General features: G+C 64.1%; 18 protein-coding genes. 14 read left to right on the forward strand and 4 right to left on the reverse strand.

Annotated elements, in window-relative coordinates:
• Positions 1-12 precede the first annotated feature (12 nt).
• From ACPPVR_RS09335 to ACPPVR_RS09380, 10 genes are all read left to right on the forward strand, one after another.
• Complete coding sequence (locus tag ACPPVR_RS09335) at positions 13-1,326, forward strand: cation:dicarboxylate symporter family transporter (RefSeq protein WP_426613936.1); 1,314 nt, start codon at positions 13-15, stop codon at positions 1,324-1,326.
• Between the two features lie 18 nt (positions 1,327-1,344).
• Positions 1,345-2,379 carry a PdxA family dehydrogenase gene (locus ACPPVR_RS09340; RefSeq protein ID WP_426613937.1) on the forward strand — a complete coding sequence of 345 codons (1,035 nt, stop codon included), beginning with the start codon at positions 1,345-1,347 and terminating at the stop codon, positions 2,377-2,379.
• Entirely contained in the window at positions 2,369-3,823 is a 1,455-nt protein-coding gene (locus ACPPVR_RS09345) for an MmgE/PrpD family protein (protein ID WP_426613938.1), read from the forward strand. Before ACPPVR_RS09340 ends, ACPPVR_RS09345 begins: the two co-directional genes overlap by 11 nt.
• Before the next feature lie 18 nt (positions 3,824-3,841).
• Positions 3,842-5,278, forward strand: coding sequence for an MmgE/PrpD family protein (locus ACPPVR_RS09350; RefSeq protein WP_426613939.1), 1,437 nt, complete (start codon positions 3,842-3,844; stop codon positions 5,276-5,278).
• Positions 5,279-5,318: 40 nt separating this feature from the next.
• Entirely contained in the window at positions 5,319-6,290 is a 972-nt protein-coding gene (locus tag ACPPVR_RS09355; protein ID WP_426613940.1) for a Bug family tripartite tricarboxylate transporter substrate binding protein, read from the forward strand.
• Between the two features lie 17 nt (positions 6,291-6,307).
• Positions 6,308-7,096 (forward strand): SDR family NAD(P)-dependent oxidoreductase, encoded by a 789-nt coding sequence (locus ACPPVR_RS09360; protein ID WP_426613941.1) that lies wholly within the window; start codon positions 6,308-6,310, stop codon positions 7,094-7,096.
• Positions 7,096-7,914, forward strand: coding sequence for an alpha/beta fold hydrolase (locus tag ACPPVR_RS09365; RefSeq protein ID WP_426613942.1), 819 nt, complete (start codon positions 7,096-7,098; stop codon positions 7,912-7,914). The genes ACPPVR_RS09360 and ACPPVR_RS09365 overlap by 1 nt, the downstream gene beginning before the upstream one ends.
• An 87-nt stretch (positions 7,915-8,001) precedes the next feature.
• Complete coding sequence (locus ACPPVR_RS09370; protein ID WP_426613943.1) at positions 8,002-8,793, forward strand: fumarylacetoacetate hydrolase family protein; 792 nt, start codon at positions 8,002-8,004, stop codon at positions 8,791-8,793.
• Between the two features lie 35 nt (positions 8,794-8,828).
• On the forward strand, positions 8,829-9,611 hold the full coding sequence (locus ACPPVR_RS09375) for a transporter substrate-binding domain-containing protein (protein ID WP_426613944.1): 783 nt from the start codon (positions 8,829-8,831) through the stop codon (positions 9,609-9,611).
• A gap of 160 nt (positions 9,612-9,771) precedes the next feature.
• Positions 9,772-10,176, forward strand: a complete 405-nt coding sequence (locus tag ACPPVR_RS09380; RefSeq protein ID WP_426613945.1) for a hypothetical protein — start codon at positions 9,772-9,774, stop codon at positions 10,174-10,176.
• Between the two features lie 4 nt (positions 10,177-10,180).
• On the opposite strand, the gene ACPPVR_RS09385 is transcribed toward ACPPVR_RS09380, so the two are convergent.
• Genes ACPPVR_RS09385 through ACPPVR_RS09400 form a run of 4 tightly spaced genes read right to left on the reverse strand, consistent with a single transcriptional unit; the run spans position 10,181 to position 13,493 of the window.
• Entirely contained in the window at positions 10,181-10,924 is a 744-nt protein-coding gene (locus ACPPVR_RS09385; RefSeq protein ID WP_426613946.1) for an IclR family transcriptional regulator, read from the reverse strand.
• A gap of 19 nt (positions 10,925-10,943) precedes the next feature.
• A complete protein-coding gene (locus ACPPVR_RS09390) occupies positions 10,944-11,795 on the reverse strand; it encodes an HpcH/HpaI aldolase/citrate lyase family protein (protein WP_426613947.1) in 852 nt (283 codons plus the stop codon).
• On the reverse strand, positions 11,795-12,247 hold the full coding sequence (locus ACPPVR_RS09395; RefSeq protein WP_211399565.1) for a MaoC family dehydratase: 453 nt from the start codon (positions 12,245-12,247) through the stop codon (positions 11,795-11,797). Before ACPPVR_RS09395 ends, ACPPVR_RS09390 begins: the two co-directional genes overlap by 1 nt.
• 43 nt (positions 12,248-12,290) lie before the next feature.
• Positions 12,291-13,493 carry a CaiB/BaiF CoA transferase family protein gene (locus ACPPVR_RS09400; RefSeq protein WP_426613948.1) on the reverse strand — a complete coding sequence of 401 codons (1,203 nt, stop codon included), beginning with the start codon at positions 13,491-13,493 and terminating at the stop codon, positions 12,291-12,293.
• Positions 13,494-13,720: 227 nt separating this feature from the next.
• On the opposite strand from ACPPVR_RS09400, the gene dctP reads away from it, so the two are divergent.
• From dctP to ACPPVR_RS09420, 4 genes are read left to right on the forward strand one after another with little or no spacing between them, the layout of a single operon-like run.
• Positions 13,721-14,746, forward strand: a complete 1,026-nt coding sequence (dctP, locus tag ACPPVR_RS09405) for a TRAP transporter substrate-binding protein DctP (RefSeq protein WP_426613949.1) — start codon at positions 13,721-13,723, stop codon at positions 14,744-14,746.
• 29 nt (positions 14,747-14,775) lie between these two features.
• Positions 14,776-15,330 carry a TRAP transporter small permease gene (locus tag ACPPVR_RS09410; RefSeq protein WP_426613950.1) on the forward strand — a complete coding sequence of 185 codons (555 nt, stop codon included), beginning with the start codon at positions 14,776-14,778 and terminating at the stop codon, positions 15,328-15,330.
• A gap of 12 nt (positions 15,331-15,342) precedes the next feature.
• Positions 15,343-16,632, forward strand: coding sequence for a TRAP transporter large permease (locus tag ACPPVR_RS09415; protein WP_426613951.1), 1,290 nt, complete (start codon positions 15,343-15,345; stop codon positions 16,630-16,632).
• 40 nt (positions 16,633-16,672) lie between these two features.
• Entirely contained in the window at positions 16,673-17,839 is a 1,167-nt protein-coding gene (locus ACPPVR_RS09420; protein ID WP_426613952.1) for an acyl-CoA dehydrogenase family protein, read from the forward strand.
• The last annotated feature ends 9 nt before the right edge of the window (positions 17,840-17,848 follow it).

Here is a 17,848-nt window from a genome sequence, read left to right on the forward strand (position 1 = left end):
GAGGAAAGCACATTGCAGGTCGCCGTAACGCCGCTGTCTGAGCCTGCCCCGAGCGCCATGTCCGAACGGCGCCGCAAGCCGCTGTGGCGCGAGCAGTATGTCCTGGTGGTCGCCGGCGCCGCGCTCGGCGCGCTGTTCGGCTTCCTGCTTCCGACCGTCGCGGTCGAGTTCAAGCCGCTCGGCGATGTCTTTATTTCTCTGATCAAGATGACGATCGCGCCACTGATCTTCCTGGTCGTGGTCACCGGCATCGCGCAGGTCGGCGACATGAAGGCGGTCGGCCGCATCGGCCTCAAGGCCTTCGTCTATTTCGAGGTGGTGACGACGATCTGCCTGCTGATCAGCTTCGTCGTGGTGCGCTGGGTCCAGCCCGGTGCGGGCGTGGCCCACGCCACCGCACAGCAGGCCGAGGCCGTCGCGCGCTATTCGCAGGCCCATGTCGGGTCGCTATCGGCCTATATCCAGCACATGATCCCGGAAAGTTTCGTCGGCGCGTTCGCGACCGGCGACGTGCTTCAGGTTCTCGTGCTGGCACTGCTCTGTGGCATCGGCCTGCTGCTACTTGGCGACAAGGGTGCGCCGCTGCGGACCGGCCTGGAGCGCGTGACCGAGCTCGTCTTCAGTGTCGTCCATGTCGTGGTGGCGCTCGCCCCGATCGGCGCCTTTGGTGCCATGGCATTCACAGTGGCGAAATTCGGCGCGGCCACGCTCTATGCGCTGGCACTGCTGGTCGGCACCGCCTGGGCGATGATGGCGTTCTTCATCTTCGTTGTTCTCGGCACGATCTGCCGCCTCGTCGGCATCCGCCTGATGGATCTGTTGCGCCTGCTGCGCACCGAGTTGCTCGTCGTGCTCGGCACCTCGTCGTCGGAGACCGCGATCCCCGGCATGATGGAGAAGCTGCCGAAGGCAGGCGTCGGCCGCGCGGTGGCGGGCCTCGTCATTCCCTCCGGCTATTCTTTCAATCTCGACGGCGTCGCGCTGACGCTGCCGCTTTCGACGATCTTCGTCGCGCAAGTTTATGGCATCGAGCTGACGGCCGCGCAGCAATTGAGCCTGTTCGTGGTGATGCTGTTCACCAGCAAGGGTGCAGCCGGCGTCACCGGGGGCGCGTTCGCCGCGCTCGCTGCCACGGTCGTCGCCGCGGGATTGCCGGCGGAGGGGCTGGCGCTGCTGCTCGGCACCGACCGCTTCATGTCGCTGGCGCGCGCCATCACCAACACCATCGGCAACGCCGTCGCCTCCATCGTGGTCGCGAAATGGGATGGGGAATTCAACCGGGAGGACTGGGCTCGGTCCGCCGCTCAAATCCAGGCAGTGAAGTAAGGATCCAAGGTTTCTCATATGGCTACCAACAACAACGGACTTCCCGTCATCGCGCTGACCCCGGGCGATTGCACTGGCATCGGCCCGGAACAGATCGCGCGCGTCCTTTCCGACGACCGGCTCGCGGACGTCGCGCGCCTTGTCGTGGTCGGGGATGCCCGTGTGCTCGAGATGGGCATGGCGCACGCCGGCGTGAAGCTGAAGGTCGAGCGGATTGCCTCGCCCAAGGCGGCCAATTGGGGCAGTAGCACGGTGCAGCTTGTCGATCTCGACAACACCGATCCCGCCAAATTCCCGATCGGTAAGGCCAGTGCCGAATCCGGCCGGCTCACCGGCGAGACGCTGTCGCGCGCGATCGATTTCTCCAAGGCTGGCGAGGTAGACGCCATCACGTTCGCGCCGCTCAACAAGCGCGCGATGTTCGACGGTGGCTGGAAGTTCCCCGACGAGCACAAGATGTTCGCGAGCCTGCTCGGGCACACCAGTTACTTCTCCGAGATGAACGTGCTGGACGGCCAGTGGATGTCGCGGGTCACCGGGCATCAATCGCTGCGCGAGGCGCTGGACGGCATTCATCCGGCGAGCATCACCGAATCGATCGTGCTGGTTGACCGGATGATGCGGAAAGCGGGCGTTGCCAAGCCGCGCATCGCGGTCGCAGCCCTCAATCCGCATGCCGGCGAGGGCGGCCTGTTCGGTCGCGACGAGATCGAGATGATCCGGCCGACGGTGGAAGCTGCCGCAAAGATGGGGATCGACTGTACCGGGCCTTATCCCGCCGACACCGTCTATGTCCGCGCTTTCGCCGGCGAGTTCGACAGCGTGGTCGCGATGTATCACGACCAGGGCCAGATCGCGACCAAGCTGCGCGGCTTCAACCGCGGCGTCACCGTCACCGCCGGGCTTGAAACCGTTTTCACCACGCCGTCGCACGGCACGGCGTTCGATATCGTCGGCACCGGCGTGGCCAAGACCGGCGCGCTGGAGAGCGCAGTCCGCCTCGCGGCGCAACTGGTCTCGATCAAGGTCAAGGAGGCCGCCTATGCGAACTGATCGCAGGACCCTGCTCCAGGCGGCGGCTGCGCTGCCGCTTGCCACCGTCGGCGCCAACGCCGCCTTCGCGCAAGCGCCCGCCACAGCGCCTGCGGCTGCGCCGCCCAAGGACGTCACGCGCGCGCTGGCGCATTATCTCGTGACCGCAAAATACGACGACCTGCCGGCCAATGTCCGGAAAGAGGGCGTCCGCACGCTGCTGAACTGGGTCGGCGTCGCCATCGGTGGCTCGCATCACGAGACCGTTGATATCGCTGTCTCGGCGCTCGGTCCGTTCTCCGGGCCGCAGCAGGCTTCCCTTTTCGGGCGGCGCGAGCGGTTCGACATCATGAATGCCGCTTTCATCAACGGCGTATCGAGCCACATCTTCGACTATGATGACACGCATCTGAAGACGATCATCCATCCCGCGGGTCCTGTCGCCTCGGCAATCCTCGCGCTGTCGGAAATGCAGCCGGTCTCGGGCAAGGAGTTTTTGAACGCGCTGGTGCTCGGCGTCGAAACCGAGTGCCGGATCGGAAACTCGGTCTACCCGAACCATTACGATGTCGGCTGGCACATCACCGGCACGGCCGGCGTGTTCGGGTCGGCAGCTGCTGTCGGCAAGCTGTTGAAGCTGAACGAGCAGCAGATGACCTGGGCGCTGGGCCTTGCCGCGTCGCAGCCCGTGGGCCTGCGCGAATCCTTCGGTTCGATGAACAAGAGTTTTAACCCGGGCCGCGCCGCCTCCAGCGGCATCTTCGCGGCCATCCTGGCCTCCAAGAACTTCACCTCGTCCGACGCGATGATTGAGGCCAAGCGCGGCTGGGCCAACGCGATCAGTACCAAGCAGGACTACAGCGAGATCCTGGGCGACCTCGGCAAGCGCTATGAGGCCGCGCTCAACACCTACAAGCCGTTCGCCTGCGGCATCGTCATCCATCCGGCGATCGATGCGGCGATTCAGCTGCGCAACGAGAACAAGCTGACCGCGGACCAGATCGAGCGGGTCGACCTCAAGATCCATCCGCTGGTGCTGGAGCTGACCGGCAAGAAGACGCCGAGCCAGGGCCTCGAAGGCAAGTTCAGCATCTACCACGCGGTCGCGGTGGCGATCGTCGAGGGCGCCGGCGGCGAGAAGCAGTTCAGCGATCGTGCCGTCACCGATCCGACCATCGTCGCGCTGCGCGGCAAGGTCAATCCGGTCATCACGCCAGGCATCAAGCCGGAGCAGGTCGATCTCACCATCGTGCTCAAGGACGGGCGCAAGCTCAACCGCTACATCGAGCACGCCATCGGCAGCGTCGAGATGCCGATGACCGACAAGCAGCTCGAGACGAAGTTCTCCGACCTTGCGGAGGGCATCATTCCCACGGCGATGATCCGGCGTGTCATGGATGCATGCTGGAACGTCGAAGGTCTGGCCAGCGCGGCGGAAATCGCCAAGATGTCCGTCTCATCCTGATTCTGGAGTCACTTAGGGATGCCGTCACGCCGCCGTTTCCTTCAATCCTCCGGCTCGATTGCCGCGCTCGCTGCAACCGGCGGCCGCACGGTTCGTGCGGCGGGCCTTGGTGTCACCGAACGGCTCGCGCACTACATGGTCGCCGCGCGCGACCAGGAATTGCCCGAACAGGTGCTGCGCGAATGCAAGCATCGCATTCTCGACACTCTCGGCGCGATGATATCGGGCTCGCGGATGAAGCCGGGCGAGATGGCGTTGAAATACGTTCGTACGCTCGGCGGCGATGCGCAGGCTTCCGTGGTCGGTTCTGATTTCCGGACCACTGCGGTCAACGCGGCACTGGCCAATGCGATGTGCGCGCATGCCGACGAGACCGACGATTTCGAGCCCGTCACCAAGGCGCATCCGGGATGCTCGGTGGTGCCAGCTGCGCTGGCTTTTGGCGAGCGCGAGCATCGCAGCGGGCAGGACGTCATCCGTGCTGTTGCGCTCGGCTATGATCTGACCTGCCGCCTATTGATGGCGCTGGGCCCCGATCTCGTGCGTGGTTCGCATAGGAGCGCCGAAGGAACGTCGTCAACCTTCGGCGCGCTCGGCGCCGCCGCTTCACTGGCGCGGCTCGACGAGACCGGGATGCGCTATGCGATCTCCTATTCGTCGCAGCAGGTCGCCGGTCTGTGGAGCTGGGTGAAAGATCATGATCATATCGAGAAAGCCTTCGACTTCGCCGGCATGGGTGCGCGCAACGGCGTCATGGCCGTCGATATGGTGAGCAATGGCCTGACCGGCGTCGATGACGTGCTCGACGGCACGCACAATCTGTTCATTGCGCTGTCGACCGATCCGAAGCCGGAGGAGATGGTGAAGGATCTCGGTAGCCGCTTCTACGTCACGGAGACGGCGATCAAGACCTTCTCGGTCGGCTATCCCATCCAGTCGCCGCTGGATGCGATGCTGACGCTGCGCAAGCAGCATGGTCTCACGCCAGACAACGTCCGCAGCATCCTGGTCAAGCTTCCGACCGACGCGATGGGGATCGTGGGCGAAAGCGCTATGCCCGACGTCAATTGCCAGCACCTCGTGGCGGTCGCGCTGGTCAAGGGCGCGGTCTCTTTCAACGACAGCCACGACGTCCCGCTGATGCATGATCCCAAAATTCTCGCGCAGCGAGCCAAGGTGACGCTGGCCGGCGACAAGACGCTGATGGATCCCGCTGCGCCGCGCGGCGCTGTCGTCGAGGTGACATTGACCGATGGCAATAAGGTCGAGCACTTCACCAAATATCCGCCGGGCACCAAGGAGAATCCCCTGAGCACCGAAGCCGTCGCGGCGAAGACGCGGGACCTGATCGCGCCGGTGCTTGGCGCCGACAGGGCCGAGAAGCTGATCGAGCAGATCGGCGGTCTGGAACGGCTTGACGACGTCGGCAAGCTGCGGCCATTGCTGACCGCGTGATGCAACAACAAACAACAAGACAAACATCGAGGAAATGCCCATGCGCGGGGTTCTCCGTCGCTCCTTTCTTGCCGCCTGCGCGGCGGTTCTGTTCTCTGGCTTCGCGGTAGCGCAGGATTATCCCTCCCGGCCCGTCAAGATCATTGTGCCGTTCCCGGCCGGCGGCTCCAACGACATCATCGCCCGCATCGTCGCGCAGAAACTGGCGGAGCGATCCGGCCAGACCTTCATCGTGGAAAATCGCGGTGGCGCCGGCGGCAATATCGGCGCCGAGGCGGTCGCGAGCGCGGAGCCCGACGGCTATACACTGCTACTCACTGCACCGCCGCCGCTGACGATCAACGCTTCGCTCTACAAGAAGCTGCCGTTCGATCCGGCCAAGGCGTTTGCGCCGGTGGCACTCGTCGCCTCCGTTCCGATCGTGCTGGTCGTCAATCCGTCATTGCCTGCGAAGAACGTGAGCGAGCTGATCGCACTCGCCAAGGCCAAGCCTGGCACGCTGAATTTCGGCTCCTCCGGCATCGGCTCGACCAATCATCTTGCGGGTGAACTGCTCAAGAGCATGGCCGGCGTCGATATCGTTCACGTGCCCTATCGCGGCGCGGCGCCGGCGATGAACGACCTGCTCGCCGGGCAAATTCCGTTCATGTTCGACAACATGCCCGCGGTGTTGCCGCAGGCTCAAGGCAAGGCCATCAACGCGATCGCGGTCGCCGGCGCAAAGCGCGCGGACGCGCTGCCTGATGTGCCGACGGTGGCCGAGACCATTCCCGGATTCGAGGCGTCGTCCTGGTTCGGATTGGTGGCCCCGGCGAAGACGCCGGCTCCGGTCCTCGCCAAGCTGAGCAGCGAGCTCGAAATCATCCTGAAAATGCCCGAGGTCAAGAAGCGGCTGGCCGAGCTTGGTGCCGAGCCCGGCACCGTCTTCGGTCCCGCATTCGGGCAATTCATGACGGACGAGACCACGAAGTGGGGCAAGATTATTCAGGCTTCGGGCGCTACGGTAGACTAGGCGGGAATGGCGACGTCATGGATTTAAATCTCGGCGGCAAGGTGGCCGTCGTCACCGGCGGCAGCATCGGCATCGGCCGGGCAATCGCCGCCGAGCTCGCGCGTGAGCAGGCGCATGTCGTGATCGTCGCACGCGACGCCGAGCGGCTGGCAGCGGCCGCGCTGGAGATGTCACGCGAGACGGGCCGGCGCGTGATGGCTTGTGCCGGCGACATGACCAAACCCGACGACATTGCCCGAGCGATGGCGGCCGCACGCGAGGCCTTCGGCCGCGTCGACATCCTCGTCAACAACGCCGGCGCCTCACCGATGGGCCGGATCGCGGAGACGCCGGATGCGATTTGGGCCAAGTCGATTGAGCTGAAGCTACTTGGCTACATGCGATGTGCGCGCGATGTTTTGCCCGCGATGCGCGATCGCCGCTGGGGGCGAATCATCAACATCATCGGCCGCAGCGGGCATCAGCCGCGTGCGGCCTATATGGCGGGTGGCGCGGTCAACGCGGCGCTGCTGAACTTCACGCTCGCGCTCGCCGAGGAATGCGCGCCCGACAATGTGCTGGTGACCGGCGTCAATCCCGGTCCGGTGCAGACCGAGCGCTGGGATAGCCTGGTCTCGCAGGGCGCGGCGATCGCGGGGCAGGATCGAGGCGCGGCGAATGCCGCGGCCATCGCTTCGGTGCCGCTCGGCCGCGTCGGCCAGGCACACGAAGTCTCGGGCCTTGTTGCCTTCCTCTGCTCCGATCGCGCATCCTTCATTACGGGCACCTGCATTAATGTCGATGGCGGTGGAACGAGGTGTATCTGATGGCTAGCGAACTGCGGAAGATCGGTGTCAGCGACGATTGCGAGCTTGCGGTTCGCATCGACGACTATCTGCTGCCCTGGGACATCAAACCGCCGGTCGTGATGCTGCACGGCCTTGCCGAAAGCGGCGAGGCGTTCCGGCGCTGGGTGCCGTATTTTGCCACGCATCATCTGGTGGTGCGGCCCGATCTGCGCGGTTACGGCGATTCGACCCCGATGCAGGGCGACTATGTCTATCGTTTCGCCGGCCTTGGCGACGACATCATTCGGATGCTGGACGCGCTGAAGCTCGACCGCGTGTTTCTGGTCGGTGGCAAGATCGGCGGAACGCTGGCGATGCATCTGACGGCGAAGCATCCGGATCGCGTCATCGCAGTCGCAGCGGTCGGCGCGCCGGCCTCGCTGACATCGTTCTCGGAGCGGGCGCCGACCTGGCGCAAGCAGATCCGCGAACAGGGCGTCGAGGCCTGGGTGCGCGAGACTACGGCTGGCCGCCTTGGCTCGTCGCTGCCGCCGGCGGCGCTCGATTGGTGGATCAGCCTGATGTCGAAGACCAAGGCATCGACGCTGGAGGCCTTCCTCCAGATGGTGCCGACGGTCGATGTGACCGGCGAGCTTCCGTCGATCAAACGCCCGGCTCTGGTCATCACCACGACCGGATCGGGTCTCGGCAGCGTCGATTCCGTGAAGGCGTGGCAGGAGACGATTCCGGGCTCGAAGCTCGAAGTGCTGCCGGGTGATTCCTATCACGTGGCCGCCACCGACCCCGACGTCTGCGCGCAGAAGGTTCGTGCGTTCTTCGATCGCGTCGCGACTTAAGGCTTAGCAAGCGGGCCATTGGCCCGCCGACCGTTTGGTTCTATGACTGGCGTCAGAAAAGAGCGGCAAAAATCAGGGAGTGGAGCCATGACAAAAACCACGCGACGCGACGTGCTCACCGCCGCAGCTGCGATGACAGCCGCAGGCCTTGCCGATGCGACGCCAGCCGCAGCGCAGGCTGGGCCGAAGCCGATCTTTCCGGTGCCGATGGTCGCGATCCCGATCGTCGGCGAGACCCAGGTGTTCCAGGTGCGCCGCATCTACTGCATCGGACGCAACTACGCCGCGCACGCGATCGAGCGCGGCTCGGATCCGAGCCGTGAGCCCCCGTTCTTCTTCCAGAAGCCGACCGACGCGATCCAGAACGTTGCGGTGGGCGAGGTCGCCGATCATCCCTATCCGTCGCTGACCAAGAACTATCATCACGAGGTCGAGCTGGTTGCCGCGCTGAAATCCGGTGGCAGCAACATCCCGGCCGAGAAGGCGCTCGACCATGTCTACGGCTACGCGCTCGGCCTCGACATGACCCGGCGCGATCTCCAGAACGGCATGGCCGCGGAGAAGAAGCCGTGGGAGATCGGCAAGAGCTTTGACCATGCGGCGGTGATCGGGCCGATCCACCCGGCCAGCAAGACCGGCCATTTCGACAAGGGCGCGATCTCGCTGGCCATCAACGGGACCGTGAAGCAGAGCTCGGATCTCAGAAAAATGATCTGGAGCGTGGCCGAGCAGATCGCAAAGCTGTCGGAAGCGTTCGAGCTGAAGGCCGGTGACATCATCTATTCCGGCACACCGGAGAATGTCGGGCCGGTGGTGAAGGGCGACGTGCTGCTGTGCAAGCTCGAGGGTTTGCCGGATATGTCGATCAAGATCGTCTGAACGCTGCTGCGGCTCTTGGGGCCTGGAGTTGTAATATGTTGCGGTATGCTGTGATCGCTACGTTGAGTCTCGCCTTTGCCGTCGTCGGCGCAAAGGCCGAAGGCGCGAGCGACATCGCGCCCACGGGAGCACTGCGTGTGGCGGTGGCCGTTGGTCCCGCTGCATCGGCGTTCTGGACGACGCGCGATCCGGCGACGGGCAAGCCACGCGGCGTCACCGTCGAGCTCGCCAAGGCCGCCGCGGACAGACTGCACGTTCCGCTGCAACTGGTCGAGTACCGTAGTTCTGACGAGATCGCCGCGGCGGGCGATAAGGATGTCTGGGATCTCTCCTTCATGCCGGCGGACATCAAGCGCGAGCCGTTTGTCGACCAGGGGCCGGCTTATGTCGCCTATATGAGCGGCTATCTCGTGCGCGCTGGTTCTGAGATCCGCTCCGTTGCGGATGTTGACCGCGCCGGACTACGCGTCGGTTGCATCGAGGGGACGTCGACGTCGCGTACGGTTGAAAAATCCCTGAAGCAGGCCAGGCTAACAAAGTTCGTGAAGCCGGAAGAGGCGGCAGAGCTGATCGGCAAGGGCGAGCTCGACGCGCTCGCGATGGGCATGGGAGCGTTGGAAGACCTTTCGCGAAAGCTGCCGGGAACCAAGGTACTGGACGAGGTGATTCAGTCGACCGGTGTGGTCGTGGTCGTTCCCAAGGGCAACACCGTCGCGAAGGCCTGGGCCGCGCATTTCCTGGATGAAGCCAAGGCGGACGGCACGGTGCGCCGCGCGCTCGACGGCCACGGATTTACAGGCGACAAGGTCGCGCCGTAGGGACGCTGTTGCGCTGGTCGGCCTGTGCCGGAACCGCGATTGGCGGCAGGGCTCTTTGAATTGCCGGAGTTCCATCGGTCATTGCCCTTTGTCGGGCAACGAACAGACCTCCTGCGGCCATATTTGAGGAAGAGTGATCTCCCGCAAGGGAGGCGCTCCGATGAAGAAGATTCTGATCACTGCCGTCGTGATGCTGGCTGGGGTCCCCGCAAGCGCCGCCGCGCAGGAGCGCGCTGGCGCTGCGGCATTGGGCGCCGTGTCCGGCGCCGTCGTGCTGGGCCCGATCGGCGCGGTCGCGGGCGCAGTCGTCGGCTACACCGCCGGACTTTCGATCTCCCGGTCATGGGGCATGAGAGGCTCGCGGTCGGCAAGATATCGGCAGCCGCAACGTCGCGAGGCCTATCGCGGCACTTCACCGCGCACGCGCGAGGCGATGGAGGCCAACGGTCAGATGCGAGCTGCCAGCAATCCGCCGGTGCAAGCCGTGTCTGCGGCGCAGCCGGCTCAAGCTGCTCCTGCAGCGGCCGTGCAGGCCACGCCGCCGCCTGTTCAGGGATTCGACTGACCCTTTAGGCCGCGCTAGTTTTCGGGCGCAGCCGATCTACCGTCCTGGCGATCAGCGCAGCGACCTCTTGAACCCTCGGCCCAATCCGAAACTCCGGGCCTGCGACAACAACGGAGAGCCTGCGGCCGCCGATCGGCAGCGGGATCGCCGCGCCGGCGAGATCGCGGCTGTAGTCGCCAAAACTCTGGCAGAAGCCGCGGTCGATCGAATTGCGCAGCTCCGCTTCAACCGCGTCGATGCTGATCGGCGTCGACGGGCCGTACTGCTTGAACTCAATTTTGCGGTAAACCGAGTCGCGCTCCTCCTGCGAATATTGCAGCAGCAGCGCGCGGCCGCTTGCGGTGGCGTGAATCGGCACGCGGTGGCCGATGGTGGCGAAATAGCGGATCGCAGCCTGGGACTCGACGACGTCGATGAAGACGGCCATCACGCCAGCCGGCGCCACGATCGACGCAGTCTCGCCGGTCTCTGCCGAGAGATTGGCCACAAGCGTGTGCGTCCACGGCGGCAGCGGTTCGACCTCGGAGATCATCTGCGCCATCGCCAGCAACCGCGGCGTCGGATAGAATCCGGCGCGCGGTCGCGGTTCGTAGAGATAGCCCTTCTCCGACAGCGTCGCGAGCAGGTTGAAGGTCGACGAGCGCGGCCAGCCGAAATGATCGGCGATCTCGGCAAGCGTCGCCGGCTTCCTCGTTTGCGCGAAGAACTCCATGATCTCCAGGACGTTTGCGGCTTGGCGAACAATCATGGCGGCGCTGTATCCTGATCTAGGGCTGGCCGAGGATCTTCGTCGCGGCGCGAAGATGCGGCTTGTCGATCATCTGTCCGTCGAGCCGTAGCGTGCCGGAGTTGGGATTGCTCGCGAACGCCGCGATCACCTTCTCCGCCCAGTTACGCTCGGTCTCGGTGGGCTCGAACGCCGCGTTGACGACATCGACATGCTTGGGATGGATCAACGCCTTCGCCGAAAATCCATCGCGCCTTGCCGCGCGCGTTTCCTGCTCGAGGCCTGTGAGATTGTCGATGTCGGTATAGACGGTGTCGATCGGGGCAACTTCAGCCGCGGCCGCCGCCATCAGGCAGAGATCGCGGGCGAGACGATAAGGGCTGTGAAACACGCCGCCGCTCGCCTTCTCAGTTGCGCCGAGCGAAGCGGAGAGATCCTCCGCGCCCCACATCAGGCCGGCGAGGCGAGGGGAACAACCCTTGTAGGAGCCGAGGCCGAAGATCGAGCCGGCGGTTTCAGTTGCGACGCAGACGATGCGGGTCGCGCCGACCGTGATACCTGCTGCTGCCTCAAGCGCTTCCAGCCAGGTCGCGACCTGGCGTACGTCGTCGCCGCCCTGCGATTTCGGCAGCACGATGCCGTCGGGCTTGCCCGGCATCACCGCGGCGAGATCGGCGAGCGTCATGCCGGTGTCGAGCGCGTTGACCCGGACATAGAGTTGGTGCGGCTTGCTGCGCCCTTTCAGCATCGCGAGCGTCAAGCCGCGCGCCTCCACCTTCTTGTCGGTGACGACGGAATCTTCGAGATCGATGATCAGCGCGTCGGCGTTGCCTTCGCTCGCCTTCTCGAATTTGCGCGGGGAATCGCCCGGCACGAACAGCATCGAACGCATCAGACCGGCCTCTTGTGCATCATCGCCATGCGGCGGCATTTGCCGACGATCTCGTCGTTCTGGTTCAGGGCGTGGTGCTCGAACTCGACGATGCCCGCCTTGGGGCGCGATTTGGATTCCCGCAACGAAAGCACTTTCGTCGTCGCCCGCAAGGTGTCGCCATGGAAGACCGGTTTTGGAAAGGTCACGTCGGTCATGCCGAGATTGGCGACGGTGGTGCCCATGGTCGTATCATAGACGGTCATGCCGATCATGATGCCGAGGGTGTAAAGGCTGTTGAAAATGCGCTGGCCGAATTCGGTCTGGGCGGAGAAATGCGCGTCGATATGCAGCGGCTGCGGATTGAGCGTCAGCAAGCTGAACATGGTGTTGTCCATCTCCGTGACGGTCCGGGTCAGCGGATGCCTGAACTCCTGGCCCACGGAAAAGTCTTCGAAATAAAGTCCGGCCATCGCCATTTCCTCCCTGCGTCCTGCGATTTGGCTGGCGCTGCGCTCAAGGCGGCGCTGCCAGGTGAACTGCCTTCTGCTCCGCAAGCTTTTCGATCTCGTCCGCCGAGAAGCCGGCCTCCGTCAAGATGTCGTGGCCATGCTGGCCGAGCGTTGGTGCGGGACCCTGCGCTTCCGGCTGGGTCACACTCCAGGTGGATGGCACGCGCATCTGACGGATGCGGCCTTCCACGGGGTGATCGACCGTTCTGAAGAAATCGATCGCCTCGAGGTGCGGATCGTCCAAAATCGTTTCCAGCGTATGCATCGGCATCACCGGAATGTCGGCCCGTTCCAGTAGATCGCGCCATTCAGCCGTCGTGCGCGTCAGGAAGATGTGGCCGATCTCCTCGTAGATCTCATCGATGTGCCTGGTGCGCGCGGCGTGGTTGGCAAAGCGCGGCTGCTGCAAGAATTCCGGCCGGCCGATGGCCTCGAAGAAGCTGCGCCAGTGCTTGTCGTTGTAGACGAGGACGCAGAGATAGCCGTCGCTGGTCTTGTACGGTCTTCGATAGCGCGAAAGCAGGCGGGCGTAGCCGCCATGGTCGAGCGGCGGATCGTAGGTCAGCCCGCCCAGATGGTCGATGAGCACGAACTCCGTCATCGATTCGAACATCGGCACGTCGATGCGCTGGCCCACACCGGTGCGCTGCTGATGCATCAGCCCGCCCATGATGGCGTTGACCATCATGAGCCCGACGATGCGGTCGGCCATGGTGACCGGAACGTAGCGCGGCGTTCCATCGCCGGCGGCGGCGAGCAGCGTGGGAATCGTGGCTGCGCCCTGGATCAGATCGTCGTAGGCGGGCTTGGCGGCATAGGGGCCGGACTGGCCGTAGCCGAACGCGCCGACATAGACGAGGGCGGGATTGATCGCGGCCAGCGTCTCATAGTCGAGGCCGAGCCGCGCCATCGCCTGCGGGCGCACATTATAGACCAGCGCGCTGGCACTCTTCGCCAGTCGCAGCAGCGTATCGCGGCCCTCAGGCTTTTTTAGATCGAGCACGATGCTGCGCTTGCCGCGATTGGCATTGAGGAACATCCCGCCCATGCCGGGCGTGCGGCCGGGACCGATCTGGCGAACGATGTCGCCCTCGGGGCTTTCGACCTTGATGACATCAGCGCCCATGTCCGCCAGCACCTGGGTGCCGTAGGGGCCCATCAGCACCGAGGTCAGATCGAGAATGGTGAAGCCGGCGAGCGGTCCCATGGAGCCTCGTTGTAGTAATTCATATACGTGGAGTTAGAATTCATAGATATTCGGTGTCAATTCGCTGACTGCAGCCCTAGGTGCATAGCCCTATACACAGTTCATATACTTGACATATAAATTCACATATATGTACTTTCTTCGCAAGCAAGAATTGGAGTGAGGGCCGGACGGCCGGCAGCGGCAGGCTGCCGCCTTCGGCGTGGGGACGCGTCAGGGAGAAGCAAATGAAGAAGAATTTGGTCTGGTCCGTCGCCGCGTTCGCAGTGGCGCTGCCGGTCTCGATGATGTCGGCGCAGGCGCTGGAGCTGAAGGTCGCCGACAGCTTCCCCGCCGGCCATTATCTCGTCCGCCTGATGCTCAAGCCCTGGATGGATGACGTCACCAAGCGGACCAATGGCGCGGTGACCTTCACCTATTATCCGAACCAGCAGATCGGCAAGGCAGCCGACATGCTGCGGCTGACGCAGTCAGGCGTGGTCGACATCGGCTACATCGGGCCGTCCTATGTCTCCGACAAGATGCCGCTGTCGGAAGTCGCGCAATTGCCGGGTGCGTTCGCGACCAGCTGCCAGGGCACGCTCGCTTATTGGAAGACCGCGCGCGAAGGCATTCTGGCCAAGCAGGAATATACGCCGAACAAGATCAAGCTGCTGATGGCCGTGGTGCTGCCGCCCTACCAGGTGTGGACCGTCAAGGCGAGGGTCGAGACCACCAAGGATATGCAGGGCCTGAAGCTGCGCACCACCGGCGGCGCGCAGGATCTGACGCTGCGCGCGCTCAATGCCGTGCCGGTGCGCATGGCCGCGCCCGATGCCTATGAATCGCTGTCGCGCGGCACGATGGATGGTCTGCTTTTTCCGCTCGACAGCGTCGTGGCCTATGGTCTCGACAAGCTGGTCAAGCACGCCACCGAGGGCGTCAGCTTCGGCAGCTTCATCGTCGCCTATTCCATCAACCAGTCGGCCTGGGACAAGCTCCCCGACGACGTGAAGAAGGCTATGGACGAGGCGTCTGAAGCGATCACGCCAAAAGCCTGCGCCGACGTCGACAAGGAAGGCGAAGTAACCAAGAAGCACATGCAGGATGAAGGCGTCAGCTTCGATCCGCTGCCGGAGGCGACGCGCGCCGAGATGAAGGACAAGCTCAAGGGCGTCGGCCAGGAATGGGCGAGCGGTCTCGACAGTCGCGGCAAGCAGGCCTCCGCCGCGCTGAAGGAGTTCGAAGGCTTGCTCGCCGCCGGCAGCAAGTAATCCGGGATCGAAGAGGGGAGGCGCGCGAGGTGATCAAGCAGGCAGGGGCTGTGCTCGGCGCGCTGGAACGCGCGCTGACAGTGATCGCGGTCGTGTTCATGTTCGTGATCATGATGCTGGTCGTGACCGACGTGTTCATGCGTTACGCGCTGAACCGTCCGTTCTCCTTCACCTATGATCTGATCGGACTCTATCTGCTCGCCGGCGTGTTCTTCTTCACGCTGTCGGACGCCTTGCGCGAGCATGTCCATGTCGGCGTCGACATTCTCTTGTCGCGCTTCTCGCCGACGGGACGGCGGCTGTCCGAGATCGCCACCGCACTCGCCGGCCTGTTCGTGTTCGTCCTGATCTGCAAGGTCGGCTTCGAGCGCGCGCTGGAGAATTACGAGCAGCACGACGTTCTCTCCGGCGCCATTCCTTGGCCAACCTGGATATCGGCGGCGCTGGTGCCGTTCGGCTGCGGCGTGCTGGTGCTGCGGCTGGCGCTCCAGCTCGTCGGCAATGTGCTCAGCCTTGTGAGCGGTCGCGACCTCTATCCGCTGCCGCCGGTCACCGGCGTCGGCGAAGCGCGCGGCTTTGAGTAACGGCGGATATCCATGACACCTCTCATCGTTCTCGCTCTGCTGTTTGCCCTGCTCGCGCTCGGCACGCCCGTGGGCATCGCCATGGCCTTTTCCGGCTCGGTTGGCCTCGTCATTGTCGGCGGCTTCCCGACCCTGTTCGGCATTCTGGAAACGGCACCGCTCTCGACCGTCTCCTCCTATGAGCTGATCACCATCCCGATGTTCCTGCTGATGGCGGACCTGGTGCTGCTGTCGGGCGTGGCGGACGATCTGTTCAAGACGGCTTCGGCCTGGGTCGGCCGCGTGCCCGGCGGGCTCGGCATGGCGACCGCGCTCGCCGGTGCCGGCTTCGGCGCGATCTGCGGCACCTCGACGGCGTCGGCCGCGACGCTGTCCTCGACCAGCCTGCCGGCGATGATCCGCCAGGGCTACGAGCCGAAGATGGCGGCCGGCGTGGTTGCGATCTCCGGCACGCTGTCGATGCTGCTGCCGACGAGCGTCGCGCTCGTGATCTTCGGCCTGCTGGCCGAAGTGAATATCGGCAAGCTGCTGATCAGCGGCATCATCCCCGCGATTTTGGTGACCTTCACCATCATGGCCACGATCTATTTTCTGGTCTGGCAAGATCCGTCACGCGCGCCGGCCGCGAAGTCGGTGCCGTGGCGGGAAAAATTCGCGCTGCTGTGGCAGGTCTCGCCGATGGTGGTGCTGTTCTCGATCGTCACCGGCACCATCTATCTCGGCGTCGCGACGCCCACGGAAGCTTCGGCCTTCGGCGCGTTCGGCGCCTTCCTGCTTGCGATCGTCAAGGGCAAGATCACCCCTCGCTCGCTGTATGCGACGCTGCTGCGCGCATCCCACGGCACCTGCATGATCATCATGATCTTGGTCGGCGCCTCGATCTTCGGCTATTTCTTCACGCTCACCCATGTCACGCAGGACCTCGTCGCCTGGATCGGCTCGCTGCCGACCTCACGCTGGGTCATCATCACGCTGATCCTGTGCGGCTATATCGTGCTCGGCTCGTTCATGGACCAGATCGCGATCCTGGTGCTGACCGTGCCGATCGTGCTGCCGCTGATCAAGACGCTCGGCTTCGACCCGATCTGGTTCGGCGTCATCAAGATCGTCACCGCCGAGGTCGGCATGATTACGCCGCCGGTCGGGCTCAACTGCTTCATCGTCGCCCGCTATGCCAAGCGTCCGGTCGCCGAAGTGTTTCACGGCACGCTTCCGCACTTCATTGCGCACCTGTTCGCGATTGCGATCCTGGTGGCGTTTCCCTCGATCATTCTCTGGCTGCCTTCCCAGATGGGGCGCTAAGGCCGGAGCCCTCGCGGCTCCCAATAAGGAGATCAAGAGCATGGATTTCGCGCTTACAGACCAGCAGGAAGCCATTCGTGATGCCATCGCCAAGATCTGCGAAGGCTTTCCCGATTCCTATTGGCTGAAGAAGGACCACGACGGCGGCTTCCCGCATGATTTCCACAAGGCGCTGGCGGATGCCGGATGGCTCGGCGTCTGCGTTCCCGAGGAATATGGCGGCTCCGGCCTCGGCATCACTGAAGCGGCGATCATGATGCGCGCGATCGCCGAATCCGGTGCGGGCATGTCCGGCGCCTCCGCCGTGCATATCAATGTGTTCGGTCTCAACCCGGTCGTGGTGTTCGGCACCGAAGAGCAGCGCAAGCGCATGCTGCCGCCGATGGTCGAGGGCCGCGAGAAAGCGTGCTTCGCTGTCACCGAGCCCAACACCGGCCTCAACACTACGCAGCTCAAGACCCGTGCGGTCGCCAAGAACGACCGTTACATCGTCAACGGCCAGAAGGTCTGGATCTCCACCGCGCAGGTCGCGCACAAGATCCTGCTGCTGGCGCGGACCACGCAGCTGGAAGAAGTGCGCTCGCCGACCCATGGCTTGAGCCTGTTCTACACCGACTTCGACCGCAAGAAGATCAAGGTCCACGAGATCGAGAAGATGGGTCGCAAGATCGTCGATTCCAACGAGCTGTTCTTCGAGGACTTTGAGATCCCGATGGAGGACCGTATCGGTGAAGAGGGCAAGGGCTTCCAGTACATCCTCGAAGGCATGAACCCCGAGCGCATCCTGATCGCGGCCGAGGCCGTCGGCCTCGGCAAGCTCGCGCTGTCGCGCGCGACCGAATATGCCAAGACGCGCGTGGTGTTCAACCGCCCGATCGGCAAGAACCAGGGCATCCAGCATCCGCTCGCGATCAACTGGGTCGAGCTCGAGGCCGCCTGGCTGATGGTGATGTCGGCGGCCTGGCAATATGACAGGGGCTTGCCCTGCGGCGCTGGCGCCAATGCCGCAAAATATTTCGCAGGCGAGGCCGGATACCATGCCTGCGAGCAGGCGGTGATGACCCATGGTGGCTTCGGTTACGCCAAGGAGTTCCACGTCGAGCGTTATATGCGCGAGAGCCTGATCCCGCGCATCGCGCCGGTCAGCCCGCAGCTTGCGCTCTGCTTCATCGCGGAAAAGGTGCTCGGGCTGGCGAAGTCGTACTAGCCGCGGGGG

Origin of the sequence: Bradyrhizobium sp. McL0616 (genome assembly GCF_049993385.1) — a bacterium.
Taxonomy (GTDB): domain Bacteria; phylum Pseudomonadota; class Alphaproteobacteria; order Rhizobiales; family Xanthobacteraceae; genus Bradyrhizobium.

What these genes read in the sequence shown, in the direction of transcription:
- ACPPVR_RS09350 (WP_426613939.1), top strand. Translation starts at nt 3,842, where the DNA reads ATGCCGTCACGCCGCCGTTTCCTTCAATCCTCCGGCTCGATTGCCGCG.
- ACPPVR_RS09365 (WP_426613942.1), top strand. Translation starts at nt 7,096, where the DNA reads ATGGCTAGCGAACTGCGGAAGATCGGTGTCAGCGACGATTGCGAGCTT.
- ACPPVR_RS09395 (WP_211399565.1), bottom strand. Translation starts at nt 12,247, where the DNA reads ATGGCCGGACTTTATTTCGAAGACTTTTCCGTGGGCCAGGAGTTCAGG.
- ACPPVR_RS09355 (WP_426613940.1), top strand. Translation starts at nt 5,319, where the DNA reads ATGCGCGGGGTTCTCCGTCGCTCCTTTCTTGCCGCCTGCGCGGCGGTT.
- dctP (WP_426613949.1), top strand. Translation starts at nt 13,721, where the DNA reads ATGAAGAAGAATTTGGTCTGGTCCGTCGCCGCGTTCGCAGTGGCGCTG.
- ACPPVR_RS09415 (WP_426613951.1), top strand. Translation starts at nt 15,343, where the DNA reads ATGACACCTCTCATCGTTCTCGCTCTGCTGTTTGCCCTGCTCGCGCTC.
- ACPPVR_RS09385 (WP_426613946.1), bottom strand. Translation starts at nt 10,924, where the DNA reads ATGATTGTTCGCCAAGCCGCAAACGTCCTGGAGATCATGGAGTTCTTC.
- ACPPVR_RS09340 (WP_426613937.1), top strand. Translation starts at nt 1,345, where the DNA reads ATGGCTACCAACAACAACGGACTTCCCGTCATCGCGCTGACCCCGGGC.
- ACPPVR_RS09400 (WP_426613948.1), bottom strand. Translation starts at nt 13,493, where the DNA reads ATGGGACCGCTCGCCGGCTTCACCATTCTCGATCTGACCTCGGTGCTG.
- ACPPVR_RS09375 (WP_426613944.1), top strand. Translation starts at nt 8,829, where the DNA reads ATGTTGCGGTATGCTGTGATCGCTACGTTGAGTCTCGCCTTTGCCGTC.
- ACPPVR_RS09390 (WP_426613947.1), bottom strand. Translation starts at nt 11,795, where the DNA reads ATGCGTTCGATGCTGTTCGTGCCGGGCGATTCCCCGCGCAAATTCGAG.
- ACPPVR_RS09360 (WP_426613941.1), top strand. Translation starts at nt 6,308, where the DNA reads ATGGATTTAAATCTCGGCGGCAAGGTGGCCGTCGTCACCGGCGGCAGC.
- ACPPVR_RS09370 (WP_426613943.1), top strand. Translation starts at nt 8,002, where the DNA reads ATGACAAAAACCACGCGACGCGACGTGCTCACCGCCGCAGCTGCGATG.
- ACPPVR_RS09380 (WP_426613945.1), top strand. Translation starts at nt 9,772, where the DNA reads ATGAAGAAGATTCTGATCACTGCCGTCGTGATGCTGGCTGGGGTCCCC.
- ACPPVR_RS09420 (WP_426613952.1), top strand. Translation starts at nt 16,673, where the DNA reads ATGGATTTCGCGCTTACAGACCAGCAGGAAGCCATTCGTGATGCCATC.
- ACPPVR_RS09345 (WP_426613938.1), top strand. Translation starts at nt 2,369, where the DNA reads ATGCGAACTGATCGCAGGACCCTGCTCCAGGCGGCGGCTGCGCTGCCG.